Below are 19,947 nucleotides of genomic sequence, written 5' to 3'. Positions count from 1 at the left end.
GCGTACATATAAAAAAAGCGTAAGGACCAGATAGTCCTTACGCTTTTTTTGAACTGAATTTACTCAGTTCAAATGTATCAGTGCGAACGGATCATGGTGCCGAACGCCTGTTCGGTCAACACTTCCAGCAACAGCGAATGTTCGATACGGCCATCGATAATGTGCACGGTATTGACGCCGGATTTAGCCGCATCCAAAGCCGATGAAATCTTCGGCAGCATGCCGCCGGAGATGGTGCCGTCTTCAAACATTTCATCGATTTCACGGGCTGACAAGTCCGTCAGCAGATTACCCTGCTTGTCTTGTACACCGGCGATATTCGTCATCATGATCAGCTTTTCAGCTTTCAGGATTTCTGCAATCTTGCCGGCCACGACGTCAGCATTGATGTTGTAAGCCTGGCCATCGTCGCCGAAGCCGATAGGCGAAATGATAGGAATGAAGGCATCATCCTGCAACGCTTTCACGACCGCCGGATTGATTGCTTCGATATCGCCGACAAAACCGATGTCGAGGAATTGACCCGGATGTTCCTTGTCCGGCATCTGCATCTTCTTGGCACGGATCAAGCCGCCATCCTTGCCGGTCAGGCCGACTGCCTGGCCGCCATAGTGGTTGATCAGCATCACGATATCCTGCTGCACTTCGCCGCCCAGCACCCACTCCACGACTTCCATCGTTTCTTCGTCGGTGATGCGCATGCCTTGCACGAAGGTGCCTTGCTTGCCGATTTTTTTCAGCGCGTTATCGATTTGCGGACCGCCGCCATGCACCACGACCGGATTCATGCCGACCAGTTTCAATAAAATCACGTCGCGTGCGAAGCCGTGCTTCAGGCGTTCTTCGGTCATCGCATTGCCGCCGTATTTGACGACAATGGTCTTGCCGTGAAATTTGCGGATATACGGCAGCGCCTCGGCCAGAATTTGCGCCTGTATTTGTGGCGAAACTACAGTAAGATCAGCGTTCATATCGGTCAAGTTGGGTTTGAAAGGTTCTGAAAATGGATGACCGCGATTTTACAGCGAATGCCAATTGATTTCTTGGCTCTTTGCCGGAATTTCCATGAATATTCGGCTGCTGTATTGCCCAAACGACAAAACCACCTGCAATGAAGCCCGATTCTCCCTCCGCACCGCCTACTGAATTGACACTGGAACTGGAATCATTGCGCCCGGCCTTGCTGCGCTTTGCACTGCTGCAATTACGTGACCAGGCTCAAGCCGAAGACGTGGTGCAGGATGCATTGATCGCAGTCCTGGAAAAACCGGACAACTTTGCCGGGCAGTCTTCACTGCGTACTTATGTCACTGCCATCATGAAGTACAAGATCATCGACGCGCTGCGCGCCGGCCAGCGTACGCGTCAATTCGAGGGGCACGACGAGCAATCGGATGATGATTTGATCGATGCGCTCTTCACCGCCGATGGCCATGCGCGCGAAACGCCGCAAGCCTGGAGTGATCCGGTGGCGACGGTACAGGAACAGGACTTCTTCCGCGTGCTGGAAATTTGCCTGGAGAAACTACCGGCAAAAACCGCGCGCATTTTCATGATGCGCGAGTGGCTGGAGCTGGAAACCGAAGAAATCTGTAAGGAATTGGGTATTTCCTCGTCTAATGCCTGGGTGATGTTATACCGCGCTCGCCTGCATTTGCGCGCCTGCCTCGACCTGAACTGGTTCGGTCATCAGCCCGCTCCTCGATAATTCACTGGAACGCCATGGAACTCCCCACTTGCAAAGAAGTACACCAATTGGCATCGGCCAGGCTGGACCGCCCCTTAAGCGTGGGGGAAACCTTGCGCATGCGCATGCATTTACTGGTATGCGACGCCTGTCGCGGTTTTCATGCGCAGCTCGGTATCTTGCGCAATGCGATGCGCAAAATGCCGCTTATCGACACTACGGAAAAGAAAGAAAAATGAGTTCTTGCTCGCAATGTGGCGCGGCATTTTCATGCGGCATGGTCGACACCGCTAACAACGAAGCCTGCTGGTGTACCGCACTGCCGACTGCACCCAAAACTGAAGTGCTGCGCAATGCCGACGGCAGTGCCAGGACTTGCATGTGTCCGACTTGCCTGGCCGCCTTGCGGGCGCGGCGGCAAGCCGCAACGATAGCAGCCACTAAAGCCTGAACTTCAGGCCGCCGTGTTGCTGCAGGCACGCTCTTCCTGGCGCGGGAAGGTGGCGCGGATTTTATCCAGGCCGGCTTTGGTGCTCGCGTCTATCCGGCGCAATTGATAGGCAAATTTAGGTGCTGCAACATTGTGCGGACCAACCCGTGCGCTACGCACGCCCTTTTGATTCAACGCGGCGAGATGATTCCGTGCGGCTTCTTCAGATTTGAAGATGCCGAGCGAAATACCCCACTGCAAAGGGGTATGTTCAGTAATTACAAAGAAATCATCCACGCCCAGCCGCTTCAATTCGCCGCCTTTTTTATCCGCGGCTTCCTTATTCGCGAGTGGCGGGATATAGACGATAAAGCGCGCATTTTCCTGCACCGGACGGCGCGTCAGGCGGTCGCCCAAAGTCAGGGCTGCCAGCTTCGCTTCAAAGTTTTTGGCCTCCGCCGCATCGAAATTACCAATCTCGGTACAGGCCACTACATCGCTGGCTTTCTCCGTGATTTGCGGGATTTTTTCCGGCTCTGCTGCCGCGACTTTTTCCACTTTCTCAGCTGCGCCATTCTCGACCGGCAAGGGCAGCAATTTCAACTGATCCGGATGCAATTGCTGCTTTAAGCGCAAAGGATCGTGGCTGGGCGGAATCAGCGCATCCAGATAACCATGCTGGAACGCATACAAGCCGCCATTAATCAGTAACAATAAGCCGAACAGGATTTTTAACATGTTGGAGAATGTTGAAGCGCTACCGTATGCAAGCCGATCAGGACCAGATTGTCGACACGTGTGTAATCAATCGAAAGATGCGGCGCAATCAAGTCTGCCGCGCCACCCGCCAGTATGCAAGGAATAGGCAGATTGGGATAAGTACGCATTTGCGCCGCTACCGCACGCTCGATGGCGCCGGCTTGCGCCGCCAGGCAACCACTGACGATAGCCGCATCGGTATTATCGGCAAAAGGTTGCGTCAAACTGGTTTGCAGCGCGACTTGCGGTAATTGCGCGGTGTTCTTGGCCAGTGACGTCGCCATCAAACCCAAACCCGGCAAGATCATGCCGCCGATGAATTCACCTTCTGCACTCAAGGCATCGACAGTGGTCGCCGTACCGCACGTCGCCACCACCAGCGGTCCCTCGGGAAACAAGGCATGCGCACCGATCGCGGCCGCAAAACGATCTGCGCCCAATTGCGCCGGATTCAGGTAGCGATTCCGCACGCCGCCCAATTCTGCCGCGGATGCAAACCACTCCAGCGCCACCGGTTTGGTCCCCAATGTGCGCAATACTGCGTTCTCCAGTTCGCCACGCAATTCATGGCCTGCCACATTCGACAACATCACACGGCCTATGCTGAAGCCACGCCATGCATCAATCAAGGTAGCAGCATCCGCATGCGCGACGCTACCCTGCTGCAGCCATTTGCCCGGCGTCTGTTCCGGCGCGGATCTATCGACCAGCGCCCATTTGATTCTGGTATTGCCTGCATCGACTAATAGCAGCATCGCCTCAATCCTCCCTGATCCGCAACGATACATCGCCGGCAAGCACTGTGATGCGACCTTGCGCAGTATCCAGTAACAAGCGCCCGCCTGCATCCACGCCGGCAGCATAACCAGTATGCAATACCTGCCCCTGGTCGAGAATATTTACCGGCTCACCGGCGTAAGCATCCAGCGCATTCCAGGCGTCGACAAAGCCCGCAAAACCCTGCTGCTCGAAGCGCGGCAAAGCCTGCGCGAAACCATCCAGCAAGGCCGCCATGGCACGCTCAGGTTCTGCCGCCAGTTCCGTCGCCGCAACTACCGCGCGGCCGGTTTGCATGCTCAAGCCGGAAGCCTGGGCAATATTAATCCCGATCCCGATCACGGCCCAGGTTGCTTGCCGCCCGGTCTTGTCTGTCACTGTTTCGATCAGTATCCCGGCCAGCTTGCCATCGTCTTTCAAAACATCGTTGGGCCATTTCAAGCGCGCGTCGACGCCAAAAGTACGCAAGGCTTCCGCAATCACGACGCCGACCGCCAGCGGCAGGCCCAGCAAACCCTGCACGGGCAAATTGAATTTCCACGCCAGCGAAAAAGTCAGCGCGGCACCCGCCGGCGTATGCCAGGCGCGACCGGCACGCCCCTTGCCGGCGGTTTGCAGCTGCGCCCACAACAGCGTCGGCTGCTGCAAATGCGCCGCGCGCGCCAGCAAATCGACATTGGTCGAACCGGTTTCCGCCACTATCTCCAGCGCGATAGCGTGCGCCGCAGTGGTGCACAGGCCGGCCAGTCGTTGTGCTGATGGGAGTGGAGTCATGTGCGCATTGTAGCGGGATGCTTGCCCCGGCGAAACTGGAGCCTGTATCGAAATGAGTGCAGACTGGCTGTAAATACGCCCGCGAAGTAGCGGCGTGACGCAAATGGCATTCTCCCTTACACTTGCCTGCATGCATAACTCCGCGTCGCCCACCCTCAGCTACACGCAGAACGACCAGGCCACTGTGATCGCAGCAGGGTCGTGGCAGGTGCGTGCACTGATCGATCCGGGCGCGATGGACAAACTGACGGCCACCCTGCGCAGCGTGCGCAAGGTCGATGAAGCGCGCTGGGATTTAAGCGGCATAGAGGCGCTCGATTACATCGGTGCGCAGTTGCTGTGGAATGCGTGGGGCAAGAAGCGCCCGGCACAACTGGCGCTGGCTCCGCAACACGAAACTTTTTTCAAGCGCCTGGAACAAACCGGCACGCTGCAAGTCAAGAAGCCGCCACAACATCGCTGGTATACCTTCTCCGCCTATCTGCAATTCAAGTTGAGGATGGCCGATCATATGCTCGGCTTCATCACCCTGATCGGCCAACTGGTGATGGATATGGGACGCTTCATACGACAACCACAGCGCGGACCATGGAAGGAAATCTCTGCCAATATTTTCCATACCGGCTATCAGGCATTGGGCATTACCGCACTGGTCGGATTTTTAATCGGCGTCGTGCTGTCTTATTTGTCGGCACAACAATTGCATCAGTTTGGTGGTGATATTTTCCTCGTCAATATCCTCGGCATGAGCGTAATCCGCGAACTCGGCCCCTTGCTGGCGGCCATCCTGGTAGCCGGTCGCTCCGGCTCGTCGATTACCGCGCAGTTAGGTGTGATGCGGGTGACGGAAGAATTGGATGCGATGCTGGTGATGGGCTTGCCGCACGGTTACCGCCTGATCATGCCAAAAGTCATTGCATTGGCAATTTCGATGCCCTTGCTGGTGGTCTGGACTGATGCGATGGCCTTGATCGGCGGCATGGCGGCAGCGAATGCGGAGCTGGGCTTGTCGTTCAAGTACTTCTTGCGCGAGTTGCCGGATGCAGTGCCGCTGGCAAACTATTGGATAGGACTCGGCAAAGGCGTGGTGTTCGGTAGCCTGATTGCACTGGTCGCCTGTCATTTCGGCTTGCGTATCAAACCGAATACCGAGAGCCTGGGCGAAGGCACCACCATTTCGGTCGTGACCGCGATCACCGTCGTGATCCTGGCCGATGCGGTATTTGCGATCGTCTTCAGCGGAGTGGGATTCTGATGCTGCCCGACATAGACCACAGCATGTCCGCCTGCACGGACGACCATACGGATAATCCGCAAACGATTATAGAAATCGATAATCTGAGCACGCGCTTCGGTGATGTAGTGGTGCATGAACACCTGAGCCTGAAGATTAACCAGGGTGAAATCGTCTCGCTGGTTGGTGGCTCGGGTTCCGGTAAAACGGTATTGTTGCGCCAGATGCTGGGCTTGAACCAGCCTGCCAGCGGCAGCGTGCGCGTGTTTGGTGAAGACATCAATCGCATCGATGCAGAACACCTGCAGCAATTGCGCAACCGCTGGGGTATGCTGTTCCAGCAAGGTGCGCTGTTTTCGGCATTGACGGTGTTCGACAATGTGGCACAACCGATGCGTGAATTGCGCGTGCTGCCGAAACAATTAATACGCGATGCGGCTTTGTTGAAATTGCAGATGGCCGGCATCGGTCCCGAACATGCACTGAAGATGCCGTCCGACCTGTCCGGTGGCATGATCAAGCGCGTGGCATTGGCACGCGCCCTGGCACTGGAACCGGAACTGCTGTTCCTGGATGAACCGACCGCCGGCCTCGACCCGAATGCATCGGAGAGTTTCGTCAGCCTGATACGCGAATTACGCGATGAAATGCATCTGACCGTGGTGATGGTGACGCATGACCTGGACACCTTGTTTGCGCTATCGTCACGTGTCGCGGTACTGGCCGACAAGCACATCATTGCTTACTGCAGGCCCGACAAAGTGGTGGAGTTCAAGCATCCGTTTATCGAAACATTTTTCCGCGGCGAGCGCGGGCAGCGTGCGTTTGAAGCATTGCCCGACAAACCGGATCAGCCCAAGGGAGGAGAGTCGCAATCACTCTAAAGATCAATTATGGAAAATAAAGCTCATGCATTAATGGCCGGCATTTTCACGATCGTCCTGTTGATCGCGGCGGTGCTGATTGCACTCTGGTTCAACCGGGATCGCGTGGAACGCGTACCCTACGAAATCGCCACCACCCTGTCCGTGCCCGGCCTCAATCCACAGGCTGGCGTACGCTATCGCGGGCTTGATGTGGGGCGCGTTGATGCGGTATTGTTCGATCCGCAAAAGCCCGGCCAGATCCTGATTCGTTTCAGCGTATCCAAAGACACACCGATCACCCAGTCGACTTTCGCCACCCTCAGCTACCAGGGCGTGACCGGGCTGGCCTACGTACAACTGGACGACGATGGTTCACAACCGGTATTGCTGCCCTCTTCCAAAAACAAGGTGGCACGCATCACCTTGCGCGCCAGCCTGCTCGACACCCTGCAATTGCGCGGACTGGCGATCCTGAAGCAAACCGAAGAACTGGCATCGAAAGTAAACCTGATGCTGTCTGATGAAAATCAAAAAACCATACTCGGCGCTTTCAGCGATGTCAGCGCAGCGGCCAACAAAATAGAAAAGATCCCGCAACAATTGCAACCGACGCTGGATAAATTGCCCGCACTCGCAAACAAAGCCGACAGCGCGCTCAATTCCATCAATCGTTTCTCTGACGAAGCCACGCAAATCACCAGCAAGCTGAATGCAGCAGGTGGCCCGATCGACAGCCTGGACGATACTATTAATAAAGTTGGCTCGGCCGCTTCGCTGGTGGAATACCAGGCATCGCCCTTGATTGATGAAACCCGCACCTCGATGCGTTCGCTAAACCGTGCGCTGGAATCATTCAACCAGCGGCCGCAAGGCATACTGTTCGGCCCCGGTCGTGCCCAGCCCGGTCCGGGCGAAGCCGGCTTCAGCGCGCCGGCTCCATAAGATCACTGCCAAGGATAGCCAAGATGAAGCTCACTCGCAGATTATTGATAACACTTGCACTGGCCGGTAGCGCGCTACTCGCCGGCTGTGCCGGCAATGCGCCGGCGCTGACACTGTATGACCTCGGTCCGCTGCAGGCGCAAAAGCCCGACACAGCTGTCAACAACCTGCCGGCGCTCAGTATCGCCGAAGTGGCAGCACCAAGCTGGCTCGATACGCAAATGATGTTTTACCGCCTGAATTACGCCAACAGCCAGCAGCCGCGCCCTTATGCCGGCAGCCAATGGGCGATGCCACCGGCACAGTTACTCGAGCAAAGGTTGAAAGCACGTTTGTCGCAAGCAGGCGGTATCGTGGTCCCGGCCGATAACGGCGCAGCCAATTTGCCTATCCTGCGGATCGAAGTCGATGATTTTTCACAGTCATTTGACAGCGCACAGCACAGCACGATACACATCGCAATGCGTGCTTCCCTGTTCGACGGTCGCAATTTGCGTGCACAAAAAATGTTCAGCCGGCAGTTGCCAACAGTGAGCGCGGATGCCCCGGGTGGCGCGGCGGCACTGGCCACGGCCAGCGATGCAATCATTAATGAAATAGCGGTATGGTTATCAACAGTCCCGACGAAAAAATAATCCCAGCGCAGCCGCCGCCAATACAGGCATCGACATTTTCACGCGGTGCCCTGCTGGCCTATCTGTTCCTGATCGTCTATGCCAGCCTGTATCCATTCACCGGCTGGCAGGACGTCGGCTTGCCACTGCAAACCTATCTGCTGGCGACCATCCCGCCACGTTACTGGACCGGCTTTGACCTGCTGACCAATATCCTCGGTTACATCCCGCTCGGCATCCTGGCCGTGTACGCACTCTATCCACGCGTGCGGCGCTTGGGCGCATTGCTGCTGGCCTTCCTGCTCGGCATTGTGTTATCCGGTGCGATGGAAGCGACCCAGGCTTATTTACCGAGTCGGGTCGCATCCAACCTGGATTTGCTCACCAATAGCCTGGGCGCACTGATAGGCGCGGTAATCGGGATTGCCAGCAGCCACCTGGTGCTGGAGCGTAGTCGCCTGCGTCATTTGCGGCAGCGCTGGTTCACCGCTGAAGCAAGTCGCGGCCTCACCATCTTTGCACTGTGGCCGCTGGCGCAGATTTACCCGCAAAGCTATTTATTCGGCCAGGGCCAACTCTTCCCTATCCTTTCCGACTGGCTGTCGGAATGGCTGGCGACGCCTGTCGACCTCGGCAGTTTTTTGCGCAATGGCGCGCAACTCACCGTCGAGCAGTACTGGCTGACCGAAGCCGTCATTACCGCTTGCGGTGTCGCCGGTGCCTTGCTGGCACTGGCGTGCATGTTGCGCGACAAGGCACCGCGCCTGGTGTTGCTACTGCTGCTGTTACTGGCGGCACTGGCGGTCAAGGGCCTCGCCACCGCCATCTTCTTCAGCCCGGATGCAGCATACGCGTGGCTGACGCCAGGCGCACAAGGCGGTTTATTGTTGGGATTGGCGCTGTTGACCGGCCTGATATTCCTGTCACGCGCGAACCAGCGACGTGCTGCAGCAGGCTTGCTGATTGCCGGCCTGATCGTCGTCAATATCGCACCGGCCAATCCTTACTTTATTGCCACGCTGGAAACCTGGGTGCAGGGGAAATTCCTCAACTTCAACGGTGCCGCGCAATTCCTGTCGCTGTTTTGGCCTTTCGCCGCCTTGTGGTTCCTGCTGCATTCCAGCCATCGCGTGAAGCGAAAATGACGCGGGTGTATCATCTGGGTCTTTAAAGCAGCTACGTCCCTCATGTCTGAAGATAAACAATTTTTTGGCCAGCACTTATTCATTTGCATGAATCAACGTGATGACGGTCGCGAGTGCTGTGCCGAACGCGGCGCGCACGCCGCACAAAAACACCTGAAGGCACGCGTCAAGGAACTGGGCCTGAGCCGCAGCGGCGCAGTCCGCGTCAATCAATCCGGTTGCCTCGGCCGCTGCGAAGAAGGCCCGGTCATCGTGATCTATCCGCAAGGCACCTGGTACACCTATGTCGACAACGAAGACCTCGATGAAATCATTGATGTCCATCTGGTCGGCGGCAAAGTAGTCGAACGCCTGAAAATCTGAAACCTGGCACCCTGCCCAAGATCCGCGCAGCCGCCTCCATCCTATTCATACGCCATACGTCATGAACGCACAAACACAATACTTCTCGCTGGACGGCATCGCCGGTACGCTGGAATGCGCCCTCGACCTGCCTGCCAGTGATACACCACGCGGTTTTGCGCTGGTCGCCCATCCGCATCCGCTGTTTGGCGGCACCATGGATAACAAAGTCGTACATACGCTGGTGCGCTCTTTCGTCACACTGGGCTATGCGGCCTTCCGCATGAATTTCCGCGGCGTCGGTGCATCCGGCGGGGTACATGATGGTGGCGCCGGTGAAACCGACGATATGGCGCAACTGTTAGCGTATGCACAAGAAAAATATCCGGAGCTGCCGTTTGCGCTGTCCGGTTTTTCTTTCGGCACCTTCGTCCAGGCGCAATTACAAAAACGCCTGGAAGCGGAAGGCCGTTCCGCCGAACGCCTGGTACTGGTCGGTACTGCGGCCGGCAAATGGCCACTACCGACGGTCCCGGCCGGGACTATCCTGATCCACGGCGAGCAGGATGAAACCATCCCGCTGACCAATGTATTTGAATGGGCACGCCCGCAAGACCTGCCGGTACTGGTGGTTCCAGGCTGCGACCACTTTTTTAATCGCAAACTGCAACATATCAAGAATCACGTTGTCGAAGTGTGGCCGCGCTAAGCTGCCACATTGATAAACATTCATCTTGCTTGATCGATCTGCAGCACGCGCAGCGCTATAATCCGATAACTTTTCCAAATCGACGCCCGCATTTGTACGCGGGCATCCACCACAGAGTCCAATGAAAAAATTACTTGCGGCCATCGCTGCTACCGTCCTATCGCTTTCCTCCGCTTTTGCCCAAAGTGTTCCGTCGCCTACCATCGCCGCCAAATCATGGTTACTGCTGGATGCAACCAGCAACCAGGTACTGGCATCGAGTGAACCTGATATGCGTATCGAACCGGCATCGCTGACCAAACTGATGACGGCGTATGTAGCCTTCACCGCAATCCAGGATAAAAAACTGGACCTGAACCAAATGATCACGATTTCCACCAATGCGTGGAAAGTCGATCCGAGCAGCTCGAAAATGTTTATCGAACCGCGCGTACCGGTCAAGGTCAACGACTTGCTGTACGGCCTGATCGTGCAATCCGGCAATGACGCTGCAGTGGCGATCGCCGAAGCGGTTGCCGGCACCGAAGATGCCTTCGTCGCACTGATGAACCGCGAAGCGGAACGCATGGGCATGAAGTCCACCCACTTCGCCAACCCGCACGGCTTGCCTAGCGCCAGCAACTATTCGACCGCGCGTGACCTGTCGGTGCTGGCTTCGCACCTGATCAATGATCACCCTGAGTTTTACAAAATTTATTCGACCAAAGAATATACCTACAACAACATCAAGCAACCGAACCGCAACCGCCTGTTGTGGCTGGACCCGACCGTAGACGGCATGAAAACCGGTTACACCCAGGGCGCTGGTTACTGCCTGATCTCGACCGCAAAACGTCCTAACGGTACCGGCGAACGCCGCCTGATCTCGGTCGTACTCGGCACCGTTTCCGACCAGGCACGTGCACAGGAAAGCCAAAAGCTGCTGAACTGGGGCTTCCTGAACTTCGACACGGTCAAGCTGTACGCGAAGAACGAAGCCATCGCCACCCCGAATGTCTGGAAAGGCACACAAAACACCGTCAAGATCGGCTTCACCCGCGACGTATATGTGACCGTACCTAAAGGCGTAGCCAACTCGATGAAACCAGTACTGGCACGCAAGGATCCACTGGTCGCGCCTATCGACAAAAACAGCCAGGTCGGCACCATCAAAGTAATGTCGGCTGACGGCAAAGTCGTGTCCGAGTTGCCAGTCCTGGCACTGGAACAAGTCGGACAGGCTGGCCTCTTCGGTCGTGCGCTGGACTCGATCCGCCTCTGGGTGCATTAATCCACTGATGCTTGCGCGGAATGGGGCTTAGTCCTCATGCCAGCAACAACGGCAGGCTCAACTTCGGTTGATCCTGCCGTTTTTATTTGGCGCAAGCATGCCGTCCGTCAACATCTGCAGGCAGCGCACCGCCGGCCCGGCGTTTGTGCCAGAATTGGATTCCCCCACTGAAGGAATGGTGACATGGACCACGATCCCCTCGTCTACCTGAACGGCAGTATGACTCCCCTCTCCGAAGCCAAAATTTCGGTATTGGACCGGGGCTTTATTTTTGGCGACGGCATCTACGAAGTCATCCCCATCTATGCCCGCAAACCATTCCGCCCGCAACAACATCTGGCCCGCCTGTTCCGCGGCCTGGCCGCCATCGGCATCAACAATCCGCACACCGAAGATGAATGGCTGGCGCTGGTCACGCGCGTGGCCGCTGCGGCAACCGTGCCGGATCAACTGGCGTATATACAGGTGACGCGCGGCGTAGCAAAACGTGCGCACGCCTTCCCTAATGTGGAATTGACACCTACGGTTTTCATCATGGCCAATCCGCTCACACCACCGCCAGAGCAAGTCCGCACACACGGCGTGGCTTGTGTTTCGATGGAAGACAAACGCTGGCTGCATTGTGAAATCAAATCCATCTCGCTGCTCGGCAACGTCCTGGCGGCGCAAAATGCAGCGGAACACGATGCCATTGAATCCATCCAGTTCCGCGACGGTTTTTTGACCGAAGGATCGGCCTCCAATGTCTGGGTCGTCAGGCAAGGTATACTGTCGGGTCCGCCCAAGGATAATTTGATACTGGAAGGCATACGTTACGGCTTGATGGAAGAGCTATGCGCAGCGAACAATATTCCGTTCGCATTACGTCGCATCAGCCGCGACGAAGTATTTACTGCTGACGAAGTGCTATTGTCGTCAGCGTCCAAGGAAGTCTTGCCTGTCGTCTCCATCGATGGCCGGACCATTGGAAACGGGCAACCCGGCCCCATTTATAAACAACTATACAAGGCATATCAGGACGCAAAATTCGCCTGACAGCCGGTCCGGCAGCCAGCATACTGCTGGCACAAATAACAACTTTCAAAAGCAGCCACTATGACAGAACCAACTAAGCCAAGCGACCCGGTCGATCCGATGGAAAACCTGATCGAATACCCGAGCGACTTCCCCATCAAAGTCATGGGCCTGTCGCACGATCAGTTCGTCCCGACCATTATTGAAGTCGTCACCATCCATGATCCGGAATTCCACGAAGGCCGGATCGAACAACGTCCTTCTTCGGCCGGCAACTACCTGTCACTGACGGTCACGGTACGTGCCACCAGCCGTGCACAATTGGACGATCTATACCGCGCCTTGTCGTCGCACCCGATGGTGAAGTACGTCCTGTAACACCGTGGACCTGTCCGTGCCACGCCAGCCCCTGGTCCTGCAACGCGGGCTGGAGGATTACGTCACCACATTCGCCGCCATGCGCGCATTTACCGATGCGCGCACGACGGCGACCGCCGACGAACTGTGGATCGTCGAGCACCCGCCCGTCTTCACCCTCGGCCTGGCGGCCGACCCCTCGCATGTGCTGGATCCGCACGAAATCCCCGTTGTAGAAACCGACCGTGGTGGCGAAGTCACCTATCACGGCCTGGGCCAGGTTGTTATCTATTTGCTACTAGATTTGCGTCGCCACAAGGCCGATGCCCGGCTGTTTGCCCGGGAATTGGTGAATAAAATCGAACAGGCTGTGATCGATACGCTGGCGGCGTATAATCTTGCCTGCGAGCGCAAACCCGGCGCGCCCGGCATTTACATGTCGGACGGACCGGCGCAAGGCGCCAAAATTGCTGCACTGGGCCTGAAGATCAGGGGCAACGGTTGCACCTATCATGGCGTCTCGCTGAATGTTGCGATGGATCTGACCCCGTTTACCTGGATCAATCCCTGCGGTTATGAAGACCTGGCCACCATTGATATGCAAAGCCTGGGCGCGCAGGCGACATTATCTGAAGTGCAAAACGCACTGGCAGACAAATTAAGCAAAAGCCTGTCACGATAGACCGGCAGCAACAGCATTATCCGTACTACCATTATTTCCATCGTGGCAATGACGAACGTCGGCGCCACGCGTCCTTAGCCAGCACTGTTACCCGGCGCTGACATAAGGGCGACTGACATAAAGCGACCTGCCTGATGACTACCGAGACAAATCCAGCCGTAACGCCTGCCTACAACCCTAGCGAAAAACAAAAGGGTGCAGCCAAAACCATACGCATCCCGATCAAGGTGATCCCTATGGAGCGCCTGCCCAAACCCGACTGGATACGTGTCAAGGCCGCTTCACCGTCTACCCGTTTCTACGAAATCAAGGACATCCTGCGTGCCAACAACCTCGTCACCGTATGCGAGGAAGCCAGCTGCCCGAACATCGGCGAATGCTTCGGCAAAGGCACCGCAACCTTCATGATCATGGGTGACAAGTGCACCCGCCGCTGCCCGTTCTGCGATGTCGGCCACGGCCGCCCGGATCCACTCGACGTCAATGAGCCGGAAAACCTGGCCAAGACCATCGCTGCGCTGCGTTTGAATTATGTTGTGATTACTTCTGTTGACCGCGACGATTTGCGCGATGGCGGTGCCGGCCATTTTGCCGAATGCATACGCCGGGTACGCGAACTGTCGCCGAACACCCGCATTGAAATCCTGGTGCCTGACTTCCGTGGCCGCATGGACCGCGCGCTGGAAATCCTCAATGCCGCACCACCGGACGTGATGAACCACAACCTGGAAACCGCACCGCGCCTGTACAAGGAAGCACGTCCGGGTTCCGATTACGAATACTCGCTGAACCTGTTGAAACGCTTCAAGGCGCAACATCCAAACACCCCTACCAAATCCGGCATCATGGTCGGCCTCGGCGAAACCGATGAAGAAGTGCTGCAAGTCATGCGCGATATGCGCGCGCATGATGTCGACATGCTCACCATCGGCCAATACCTGATGCCTAGTGGCGACCACTTGCCAGTGCGTCGTTATGTGCACCCTGACACTTTCAAAATGTATGAAGAAGAAGCATACAAAATGGGCTTCGCCCATGCCGCAGTCGGCGCGATGGTACGCAGTTCTTACCACGCCGACCAGCAGGCACATGGCGTGACCAGCGCGCAAAAAGATGTCGTTAACAAGTAATCCGAAATAATTCAGCAACCCGCAACGCGGTTAAATATCAGGGAAGAAGGAAAGTAATAATGAATGACCGTAACGCGGGTAGCGAAAAGAAAAATTCGCCGGCTACCGTTTTATTCGCCAGTCTGATCGGCACCACCATCGAATTTTTCGATTTCTATATTTACGCCACTGCAGCAGTCCTGGTTTTTCCCACCCTCTTCTTCCCCTCTTCGAATCCCACCGCCGGCATGCTGCAATCGCTGGCGACGTTCGCGATCGCCTTTTTTGCGCGCCCGGTCGGTTCCGCCGTATTCGGCCACTATGGTGACCGCATAGGTCGCAAGGCAACACTGGTTGCCGCCTTGCTGACCATGGGTATCTCTACCGTGGTGATCGGCTTGCTGCCAACTTATGAAGCGATCGGCACACTGGCTCCACTGTTGCTGGCCTTGTGTCGCTTCGGCCAGGGCCTGGGCCTGGGTGGCGAATGGGGTGGCGCAGTATTGTTGGCAACCGAAAACGCGCCACCGGGCAAGATCGCCTGGTATGGCTGCTTCCCGCAACTCGGCGCACCACTGGGCTTCTTCCTCTCCGGCGGCATCTTCCTGCTGCTGAGCGAAACCCTGACCAATGAACAATTCTTCAGCTATGGCTGGCGTATTCCTTTCATTGCGAGTGCGGTGCTGGTCTTGGTCGGGCTGTATGTGCGCCTGAAAATTACCGAGACACCGGTCTTCCAGAAAGTGCTGGATAAAAACGAGCGCGTCAAAGTACCTATCGCCACCATCTTCAGCGAGCATAGCCGTCTGCTGGTACTGGGCACTATCATCGCTACGGCGACCTTTGTACTGTTTTACCTGATGACCGTGTTTGCCTTGAGCTGGGGCACCACCGGCCTGGGTTACACACGCAAGGAATTCCTGATCCTGCAATTGTTTGCAGTCGTTTTCTTCGCACTGACCATCCCTATCTCTGCCTTGCTGGCTGATAAATATGGCCGCCGCATCACTATGATCCTGGTATCGATTGCGATCGTACTGTTCGGCTTCCTGATCGCGCCTATGTTTGTCGCAAATGATGCGATCGGCGTCACCCTCTTCCTGTCGCTCGGCCTGGCGCTGATGGGCATGACCTACGGTCCGCTCGGCACCATGTTGTCCGAACTGTTTCCGACTGAAATCCGCTATACCGGTGTGTCGCTCACCTTCAACCTCGGCGGCATCGTCGGTGCATCGCTGGCACCGTATGCCGCGACCTGGCTGGCGACCAATTACGGTTTGCACTATGTCGGTTACTACCTGTCAGGCGCTACATTGCTGACGCTGCTGGCATTGCTACTGGTAGGCAAGCAAAAGTCGATTACCGAATCGGGACTGACTCCTTCCGGCAGCAATTCCTGATCAGGTTTTCCTGCAAATAAAAAGTCCGGTACAGCATACGCTGACCGGACTTTTTTATTGGATACGCGACACCATATGCTTACTTCGCAGATGACTTTCAGTAAATGAACTATCTATGGAAAGGCTGGCATATCAAATGGAATTCGTACTGAAGAAATTCGGCCCGCAAGACTTTGACGACTATTTCCGGCTCGTGAGCGACGCCAAAGTGATGGCGATGATCACGGAGCGCGCCATGCCCCTGGATGAAGCCCAGCCGGACTACGCGGCGATGTTGCTCAACAATGGGATACACCCCGAGCTGGGCAGCTTCAAAATACTTGATGCACAACACGGGCACTTCATCGGCCTGGCCAAGCTGGAGGTCAGCGCCGCCAACGCCGACACTGCCGAGTTGGGCTACATCATCCTGCCCGAATATTGGGGGCAAGGCATCGCTGGCAGGGTCGCACGCTTGCTCGTCACAAGAGCACAGGAACAGCCTGGGCTCAAGCATTTATTTGCCATCATCGACCCGGCAAACCTTCCATCCAGAAAGATTTTGCTCAACAACCAATTCGTATTTCGGGAATTCATGGACTTCGACGGCTTGCCCGGCGAAATCCTGGAGCGCGGCTGCTAAACCGCGTTGCTGTTCACAAAAAAACATGCGTGAACAGCAAAGCGATCCGGCTTAAACGACGATGTCGTCCGTGTTTTCTTCGGCATCATCCTCTTCACCAAGGAAGCCGCCGCTCTGATGCGCCCATAAACGCGCATACAAACCATTGCGCTCCAGCAGTTCGCGATGCGTACCTTCTTCCACGATGCTGCCTTTGTCCAGCACGATCAACCTGTCCATCGCGGCAATCGTTGACAGCCGATGTGCAATCGCAACCACGGTCTTGCCTTCCATCAATTGATACAAGCTGGCCTGGATCGCAATTTCCGCTTCCGAATCAAGTGCACTGGTCGCTTCATCCAACAGCAGGATAGGTGCATCCTTCAGCATCACGCGTGCAATTGCAATCCGCTGCCGTTGACCGCCGGACAGTTTCACGCCACGCTCGCCGACGTGCGCATCGTAGCCGGTACGACCCTTGGCATCGCTCAAGGTCAGGATGAATTCATGTGCTTCCGCCCGCTTCGCGGCGGCGATCATTTGCTCATCGCTGGCATCCGGGCGACCATACAGGATATTGTCGCGTACCGAACGATGCAGCAAGGAAGTATCCTGCGTCACCATCCCGACTTGCGCGCGCAAACTGGTCTGTGTCACATGCGCGATGTCCTGCCCATCTATCAGTATTTGACCCTGTTCAATATCGTAAAAGCGCAGCAGCAAATTCACGATGGTGGACTTGCCGGCCCCGGAGCGTCCGACCAGCCCGACTTTCTCACCCGGGCGTATGGTCAGGTCCAGTTGCTCGATAACCGGACGCGTACCGCCATAGGAAAAACCCACACCCTCGAATACCAGCTCGCCTTTATCGACCTGCAACGGTAAGGCATTCGGTGCATCCACCACAGTATGCGTGCGCGACAGGGTATTGATGCCATCCTGCACTGTGCCTACCTGTTCGAACAGGCTGGCCATCTCCCACATCACCCAGTGCGAAATACCGTTCAGGCGCAAGGCCATCGCGGTCGCTGCGGCAACCGCACCGACACCAACCTGTCCCTGTATCCATAACCACAGGGCAACGCCGGCAGTACTAAGTATCAGCAACATGCTCAAAGCGTGATTGACGACTTCGAAGCCACTCACCAAACGCATCTGGTTATGTACGGCGACCAGGAATTCCTGCATCGCATTGCGCGCATAACTGGCTTCGCGACCTGCATGCGAAAACAGTTTGACGGTACCGATATTGGTATACGCATCGGTAATACGCCCGGTCATCAATGAACGCGCATCGGCCTGATGCCGCGATACTTTGCTCAAACGCGGCACGAAGTAACGCAAGGCAACGCCATACAGCGCAGCCCAGCTCATGAAGGGCACCAGCATCCACAAATCGAAAGTACCGACCACGCTTACCAGCGTCACAAAATAGATCAATACAAACACCAGGATGTCGCCCATGATCATGCACACGTCGCGCACTGCCAATGCCGTCTGCATCACTTTCGCTGCCACGCGCCCGGCAAATTCATCCTGGTAAAAGCCCATGCTCTGGTTCAGCATCAGTCGGTGGAAATTCCAGCGCAACTGCATCGGGAAGTTACCCGCCAAGGCCTGGTGCTTGAACATGGTTTGCAAAGCAACCAGGATCACGCTGAGCACCAACACTCCGGCCAGGGTCAACAGGCTATTGCGCTCCTGGGTCCACAGGAGTGCAGGTTGCACCTTGCTGAGCCAGTCGACGATGCGCCCCATCATCGCGAACAGCAATGCTTCAAATACGCCGATGGCAGCCGTCAACAAAGTCATCGCGGCAATATAGCGGCGCGCCCCTTTGGTACAAGCCCAGACAAAAGCGGTAAATCCGCTGGGTGGTGTAGCAGGTACTTCATCCTGATAAGGATGTAATAATTTTTCAAACCAGACAAACATTCACTTCTCCATATAAGCCGGATGCGGGCAGTCATTCCCAGGCTGACTGCGGCATCCATGCTGCGAGCACCACATCCGGGTGCGGCAATCTCTATTCAATTTTCTTTGTAATCGGCAAAGCTTCAGCTACCCTATGGCCCTATAACCCATTTCACCAGAGAGAGTCCCAATGATCATTGCGAAATTCCTACACATCCTTGGCTTTACCGTCTGGGTTGGCGGCATGTTCTTTGCACACAATGCGCTGCGCCCTACTGCCGCCACCGTATTGGAACCACCGCAACGCCTGACTTTGCTGGCAGGCGTGTTCAGCAAGTTCTTCACCTGGGTCTGGGTTTCTGTCGCACTGATACTCGGCAGCGGGCTGTATATGATGGCCTTGATGGGTAAGCCACCGCTCTATGTCACCCTGATGTTTGTGCTCGGCATCATCATGATGCTGATTTTTGCGCACATCTTTTTTGCCCCCTACCGTCGCCTGCTGCGTGCGGTTGCAACGCAGGAATGGAAAGCCGGTGGTGCCGCGATGGCGACCATACGCAAACTGGTGGGCATCAATTTGATACTTGGATTGGTGACGATAGTCATCGGTACGCTGGGACCGCTGCTACGTTAATTCTTTTTCCCTTGGAATGTTTCCGTGGCAGAAGCATTCCAAGTCGTACAGCATACATGAATTGGCATTTTCACGAGCGCACTGCCATGCTTCGCTGCATTCAAATACGCGGCGAACAAAAGCGCCGCTTTTAAACACTACAAGCCAAGCTGCGTGCACTCTTTAAAAGTTGCAGGCGAGCACACAAAGCAAGTCTGTTATTATTGACGGGCTGAAAAAAATCGGTAACAGGATTTTGTAAGCAGCGCGCAACATGCGCGCGCACGAATAGACATGCTGACCTCCGGTCAGTACCAGATGGGCCAATGGCGACCATCCGTCGGTACAACGCCATGTGTATCCAGATACGTTCAGGATGTTCAAGGAAAGCTGCCCTTGCACGCGCAAGCGTACAGGGCTCCACCGGTGGTGTGCGCTGCAACAACAGGCAAGGATTTTGCCAATGCAGATGTGCCCTGACTTTCTTGTGCATTAAATTTTGCTTCGTTCGTCCATGTAGCAGGCTTGAGCTGAAAATGATTGCTTCAATTCCTGCTTGAATACGCGTGCAAGGTTGAATGATTCACATATGTCAATTCGATATATCAAACTGATATGTCAATTTTGCAGTGCGGGCATGACGGCTGACCCGCTTCGATAAGCTGCAGATATCGACATGCGCAGTGGAGCGCCGGGCTTTTAATC

Annotated in this window: 23 protein-coding genes; 18 read left to right on the top strand and 5 right to left on the bottom strand. The window is 55.9% G+C overall.

The features are described 5' to 3' along the window. Positions 1 to 77: 77 nt before the first annotated feature. Complete coding sequence (argB, locus tag ACFQPC_RS14380) at positions 78 to 971, bottom strand: acetylglutamate kinase (RefSeq protein ID WP_012081078.1); 894 nt, start codon at positions 969 to 971, stop codon at positions 78 to 80. Positions 972 to 1,111: 140 nt separating this feature from the next. Between argB and ACFQPC_RS14375 the strand changes: the two genes are divergently transcribed. From ACFQPC_RS14375 to ACFQPC_RS14365, 3 genes are read left to right on the top strand one after another with little or no spacing between them, the layout of a single operon-like run. Next, positions 1,112 to 1,708, top strand: coding sequence for a sigma-70 family RNA polymerase sigma factor (locus tag ACFQPC_RS14375; RefSeq protein ID WP_382272557.1), 597 nt, complete (start codon positions 1,112 to 1,114; stop codon positions 1,706 to 1,708). Between the two features lie 14 nt (positions 1,709 to 1,722). Then, positions 1,723 to 1,926: a zf-HC2 domain-containing protein gene (locus tag ACFQPC_RS14370; protein WP_382272556.1), complete on the top strand. Its 204-nt coding sequence runs from the start codon at positions 1,723 to 1,725 to the stop codon at positions 1,924 to 1,926. Next, a complete protein-coding gene (locus ACFQPC_RS14365; protein WP_382272555.1) occupies positions 1,923 to 2,138 on the top strand; it encodes a cysteine-rich CWC family protein in 216 nt (71 codons plus the stop codon). Before ACFQPC_RS14370 ends, ACFQPC_RS14365 begins: the two co-directional genes overlap by 4 nt. Before the next feature lie 3 nt (positions 2,139 to 2,141). Here ACFQPC_RS14365 and ACFQPC_RS14360 read toward each other — a convergent pair whose 3' ends face one another. The 3 genes from ACFQPC_RS14360 to ACFQPC_RS14350 are packed head-to-tail and all read right to left on the bottom strand — an operon-like array spanning position 2,142 to position 4,427. Continuing rightward, a complete protein-coding gene (locus tag ACFQPC_RS14360) occupies positions 2,142 to 2,855 on the bottom strand; it encodes an SPOR domain-containing protein (protein WP_382272554.1) in 714 nt (237 codons plus the stop codon). Further along, complete coding sequence (locus ACFQPC_RS14355) at positions 2,849 to 3,631, bottom strand: type III pantothenate kinase (protein ID WP_382272553.1); 783 nt, start codon at positions 3,629 to 3,631, stop codon at positions 2,849 to 2,851. Before ACFQPC_RS14355 ends, ACFQPC_RS14360 begins: the two co-directional genes overlap by 7 nt. Before the next feature lie 4 nt (positions 3,632 to 3,635). Next, the gene (locus ACFQPC_RS14350; protein WP_382272552.1) at positions 3,636 to 4,427 is read right to left on the bottom strand and encodes a biotin--[acetyl-CoA-carboxylase] ligase; all 792 of its coding nucleotides are present in this window, start codon (positions 4,425 to 4,427) and stop codon (positions 3,636 to 3,638) included. A gap of 130 nt (positions 4,428 to 4,557) precedes the next feature. On the opposite strand from ACFQPC_RS14350, the gene ACFQPC_RS14345 reads away from it, so the two are divergent. From ACFQPC_RS14345 to ACFQPC_RS14280, 14 genes are all read left to right on the top strand, one after another. Further along, positions 4,558 to 5,682 (top strand): MlaE family ABC transporter permease, encoded by a 1,125-nt coding sequence (locus ACFQPC_RS14345; protein ID WP_382272953.1) that lies wholly within the window; start codon positions 4,558 to 4,560, stop codon positions 5,680 to 5,682. Positions 5,683 to 5,705: 23 nt separating this feature from the next. Beyond that, positions 5,706 to 6,545, top strand: a complete 840-nt coding sequence (locus ACFQPC_RS14340) for an ABC transporter ATP-binding protein (protein ID WP_382272551.1) — start codon at positions 5,706 to 5,708, stop codon at positions 6,543 to 6,545. Positions 6,546 to 6,554: 9 nt separating this feature from the next. After that, on the top strand, positions 6,555 to 7,469 hold the full coding sequence (locus ACFQPC_RS14335) for an MlaD family protein (RefSeq protein ID WP_382272550.1): 915 nt from the start codon (positions 6,555 to 6,557) through the stop codon (positions 7,467 to 7,469). Positions 7,470 to 7,492: 23 nt separating this feature from the next. Then, positions 7,493 to 8,104 (top strand): ABC-type transport auxiliary lipoprotein family protein, encoded by a 612-nt coding sequence (locus ACFQPC_RS14330; RefSeq protein ID WP_382272549.1) that lies wholly within the window; start codon positions 7,493 to 7,495, stop codon positions 8,102 to 8,104. After that, entirely contained in the window at positions 8,074 to 9,228 is a 1,155-nt protein-coding gene (locus ACFQPC_RS14325) for a VanZ family protein (protein WP_382272548.1), read from the top strand. Before ACFQPC_RS14330 ends, ACFQPC_RS14325 begins: the two co-directional genes overlap by 31 nt. 42 nt (positions 9,229 to 9,270) lie before the next feature. Beyond that, positions 9,271 to 9,591, top strand: coding sequence for a (2Fe-2S) ferredoxin domain-containing protein (locus tag ACFQPC_RS14320; protein WP_382272547.1), 321 nt, complete (start codon positions 9,271 to 9,273; stop codon positions 9,589 to 9,591). A 61-nt stretch (positions 9,592 to 9,652) separates the two neighbouring features. Beyond that, positions 9,653 to 10,279, top strand: coding sequence for an alpha/beta hydrolase (locus ACFQPC_RS14315; RefSeq protein ID WP_382272546.1), 627 nt, complete (start codon positions 9,653 to 9,655; stop codon positions 10,277 to 10,279). A gap of 121 nt (positions 10,280 to 10,400) precedes the next feature. Next, entirely contained in the window at positions 10,401 to 11,549 is a 1,149-nt protein-coding gene (locus ACFQPC_RS14310) for a D-alanyl-D-alanine carboxypeptidase family protein (protein WP_382272545.1), read from the top strand. A 183-nt stretch (positions 11,550 to 11,732) separates the two neighbouring features. Then, positions 11,733 to 12,584 (top strand): D-amino acid aminotransferase, encoded by an 852-nt coding sequence (locus ACFQPC_RS14305; RefSeq protein ID WP_382272544.1) that lies wholly within the window; start codon positions 11,733 to 11,735, stop codon positions 12,582 to 12,584. Between the two features lie 60 nt (positions 12,585 to 12,644). After that, entirely contained in the window at positions 12,645 to 12,941 is a 297-nt protein-coding gene (locus tag ACFQPC_RS14300) for a DUF493 family protein (protein ID WP_382272543.1), read from the top strand. Positions 12,942 to 12,951: 10 nt separating this feature from the next. Then, positions 12,952 to 13,602 (top strand): lipoyl(octanoyl) transferase LipB, encoded by a 651-nt coding sequence (lipB, locus tag ACFQPC_RS14295; protein WP_382272952.1) that lies wholly within the window; start codon positions 12,952 to 12,954, stop codon positions 13,600 to 13,602. 134 nt (positions 13,603 to 13,736) lie between these two features. Continuing rightward, entirely contained in the window at positions 13,737 to 14,732 is a 996-nt protein-coding gene (lipA, locus tag ACFQPC_RS14290; protein WP_382272542.1) for a lipoyl synthase, read from the top strand. 59 nt (positions 14,733 to 14,791) lie between these two features. After that, positions 14,792 to 16,111: an MFS transporter gene (locus ACFQPC_RS14285; protein WP_382272541.1), complete on the top strand. Its 1,320-nt coding sequence runs from the start codon at positions 14,792 to 14,794 to the stop codon at positions 16,109 to 16,111. Between the two features lie 136 nt (positions 16,112 to 16,247). Next, positions 16,248 to 16,733, top strand: a complete 486-nt coding sequence (locus ACFQPC_RS14280; protein WP_382272540.1) for a GNAT family N-acetyltransferase — start codon at positions 16,248 to 16,250, stop codon at positions 16,731 to 16,733. A gap of 51 nt (positions 16,734 to 16,784) precedes the next feature. Here the strand turns inward: ACFQPC_RS14280 and ACFQPC_RS14275 are convergent, their stop codons facing one another. After that, the gene (locus ACFQPC_RS14275) at positions 16,785 to 18,647 is read right to left on the bottom strand and encodes an ABC transporter ATP-binding protein (RefSeq protein WP_382272539.1); all 1,863 of its coding nucleotides are present in this window, start codon (positions 18,645 to 18,647) and stop codon (positions 16,785 to 16,787) included. Positions 18,648 to 18,816: 169 nt separating this feature from the next. Between ACFQPC_RS14275 and ACFQPC_RS14270 the strand changes: the two genes are divergently transcribed. Next, complete coding sequence (locus ACFQPC_RS14270) at positions 18,817 to 19,263, top strand: CopD family protein (RefSeq protein WP_382272538.1); 447 nt, start codon at positions 18,817 to 18,819, stop codon at positions 19,261 to 19,263. Positions 19,264 to 19,947: the final 684 nt, after the last annotated feature.

It is taken from the genome of Herminiimonas glaciei, assembly GCF_042664955.1.
GTDB lineage: Bacteria > Pseudomonadota > Gammaproteobacteria > Burkholderiales > Burkholderiaceae_D > Oxalicibacterium > Oxalicibacterium glaciei.
Note: the sequence above shows the minus strand (reverse complement) of the source record. Positions and strands in the feature narration are given on the sequence as shown.

Bases quoted from the DNA above. Each gene is read 5' to 3' on its own strand.
- ACFQPC_RS14310 (WP_382272545.1), top strand. From the start codon at position 10,401: ATGAAAAAATTACTTGCGGCCATCGCTGCTACCGTCCTATCGCTTTCC.
- ACFQPC_RS14365 (WP_382272555.1), top strand. From the start codon at position 1,923: ATGAGTTCTTGCTCGCAATGTGGCGCGGCATTTTCATGCGGCATGGTC.
- ACFQPC_RS14325 (WP_382272548.1), top strand. From the start codon at position 8,074: ATGGTTATCAACAGTCCCGACGAAAAAATAATCCCAGCGCAGCCGCCG.
- ACFQPC_RS14360 (WP_382272554.1), bottom strand. From the start codon at position 2,855: ATGTTAAAAATCCTGTTCGGCTTATTGTTACTGATTAATGGCGGCTTG.
- argB (WP_012081078.1), bottom strand. From the start codon at position 971: ATGAACGCTGATCTTACTGTAGTTTCGCCACAAATACAGGCGCAAATT.
- ACFQPC_RS14330 (WP_382272549.1), top strand. From the start codon at position 7,493: ATGAAGCTCACTCGCAGATTATTGATAACACTTGCACTGGCCGGTAGC.
- ACFQPC_RS14370 (WP_382272556.1), top strand. From the start codon at position 1,723: ATGGAACTCCCCACTTGCAAAGAAGTACACCAATTGGCATCGGCCAGG.
- ACFQPC_RS14275 (WP_382272539.1), bottom strand. From the start codon at position 18,647: ATGTTTGTCTGGTTTGAAAAATTATTACATCCTTATCAGGATGAAGTA.
- ACFQPC_RS14335 (WP_382272550.1), top strand. From the start codon at position 6,555: ATGGAAAATAAAGCTCATGCATTAATGGCCGGCATTTTCACGATCGTC.
- ACFQPC_RS14340 (WP_382272551.1), top strand. From the start codon at position 5,706: ATGTCCGCCTGCACGGACGACCATACGGATAATCCGCAAACGATTATA.
- ACFQPC_RS14355 (WP_382272553.1), bottom strand. From the start codon at position 3,631: ATGCTGCTATTAGTCGATGCAGGCAATACCAGAATCAAATGGGCGCTG.
- ACFQPC_RS14320 (WP_382272547.1), top strand. From the start codon at position 9,271: ATGTCTGAAGATAAACAATTTTTTGGCCAGCACTTATTCATTTGCATG.
- ACFQPC_RS14270 (WP_382272538.1), top strand. From the start codon at position 18,817: ATGATCATTGCGAAATTCCTACACATCCTTGGCTTTACCGTCTGGGTT.
- ACFQPC_RS14285 (WP_382272541.1), top strand. From the start codon at position 14,792: ATGAATGACCGTAACGCGGGTAGCGAAAAGAAAAATTCGCCGGCTACC.
- ACFQPC_RS14280 (WP_382272540.1), top strand. From the start codon at position 16,248: ATGGAATTCGTACTGAAGAAATTCGGCCCGCAAGACTTTGACGACTAT.
- ACFQPC_RS14350 (WP_382272552.1), bottom strand. From the start codon at position 4,427: ATGACTCCACTCCCATCAGCACAACGACTGGCCGGCCTGTGCACCACT.
- lipA (WP_382272542.1), top strand. From the start codon at position 13,737: ATGACTACCGAGACAAATCCAGCCGTAACGCCTGCCTACAACCCTAGC.
- ACFQPC_RS14315 (WP_382272546.1), top strand. From the start codon at position 9,653: ATGAACGCACAAACACAATACTTCTCGCTGGACGGCATCGCCGGTACG.
- ACFQPC_RS14345 (WP_382272953.1), top strand. From the start codon at position 4,558: ATGCATAACTCCGCGTCGCCCACCCTCAGCTACACGCAGAACGACCAG.
- ACFQPC_RS14300 (WP_382272543.1), top strand. From the start codon at position 12,645: ATGACAGAACCAACTAAGCCAAGCGACCCGGTCGATCCGATGGAAAAC.
- ACFQPC_RS14305 (WP_382272544.1), top strand. From the start codon at position 11,733: ATGGACCACGATCCCCTCGTCTACCTGAACGGCAGTATGACTCCCCTC.
- ACFQPC_RS14375 (WP_382272557.1), top strand. From the start codon at position 1,112: ATGAAGCCCGATTCTCCCTCCGCACCGCCTACTGAATTGACACTGGAA.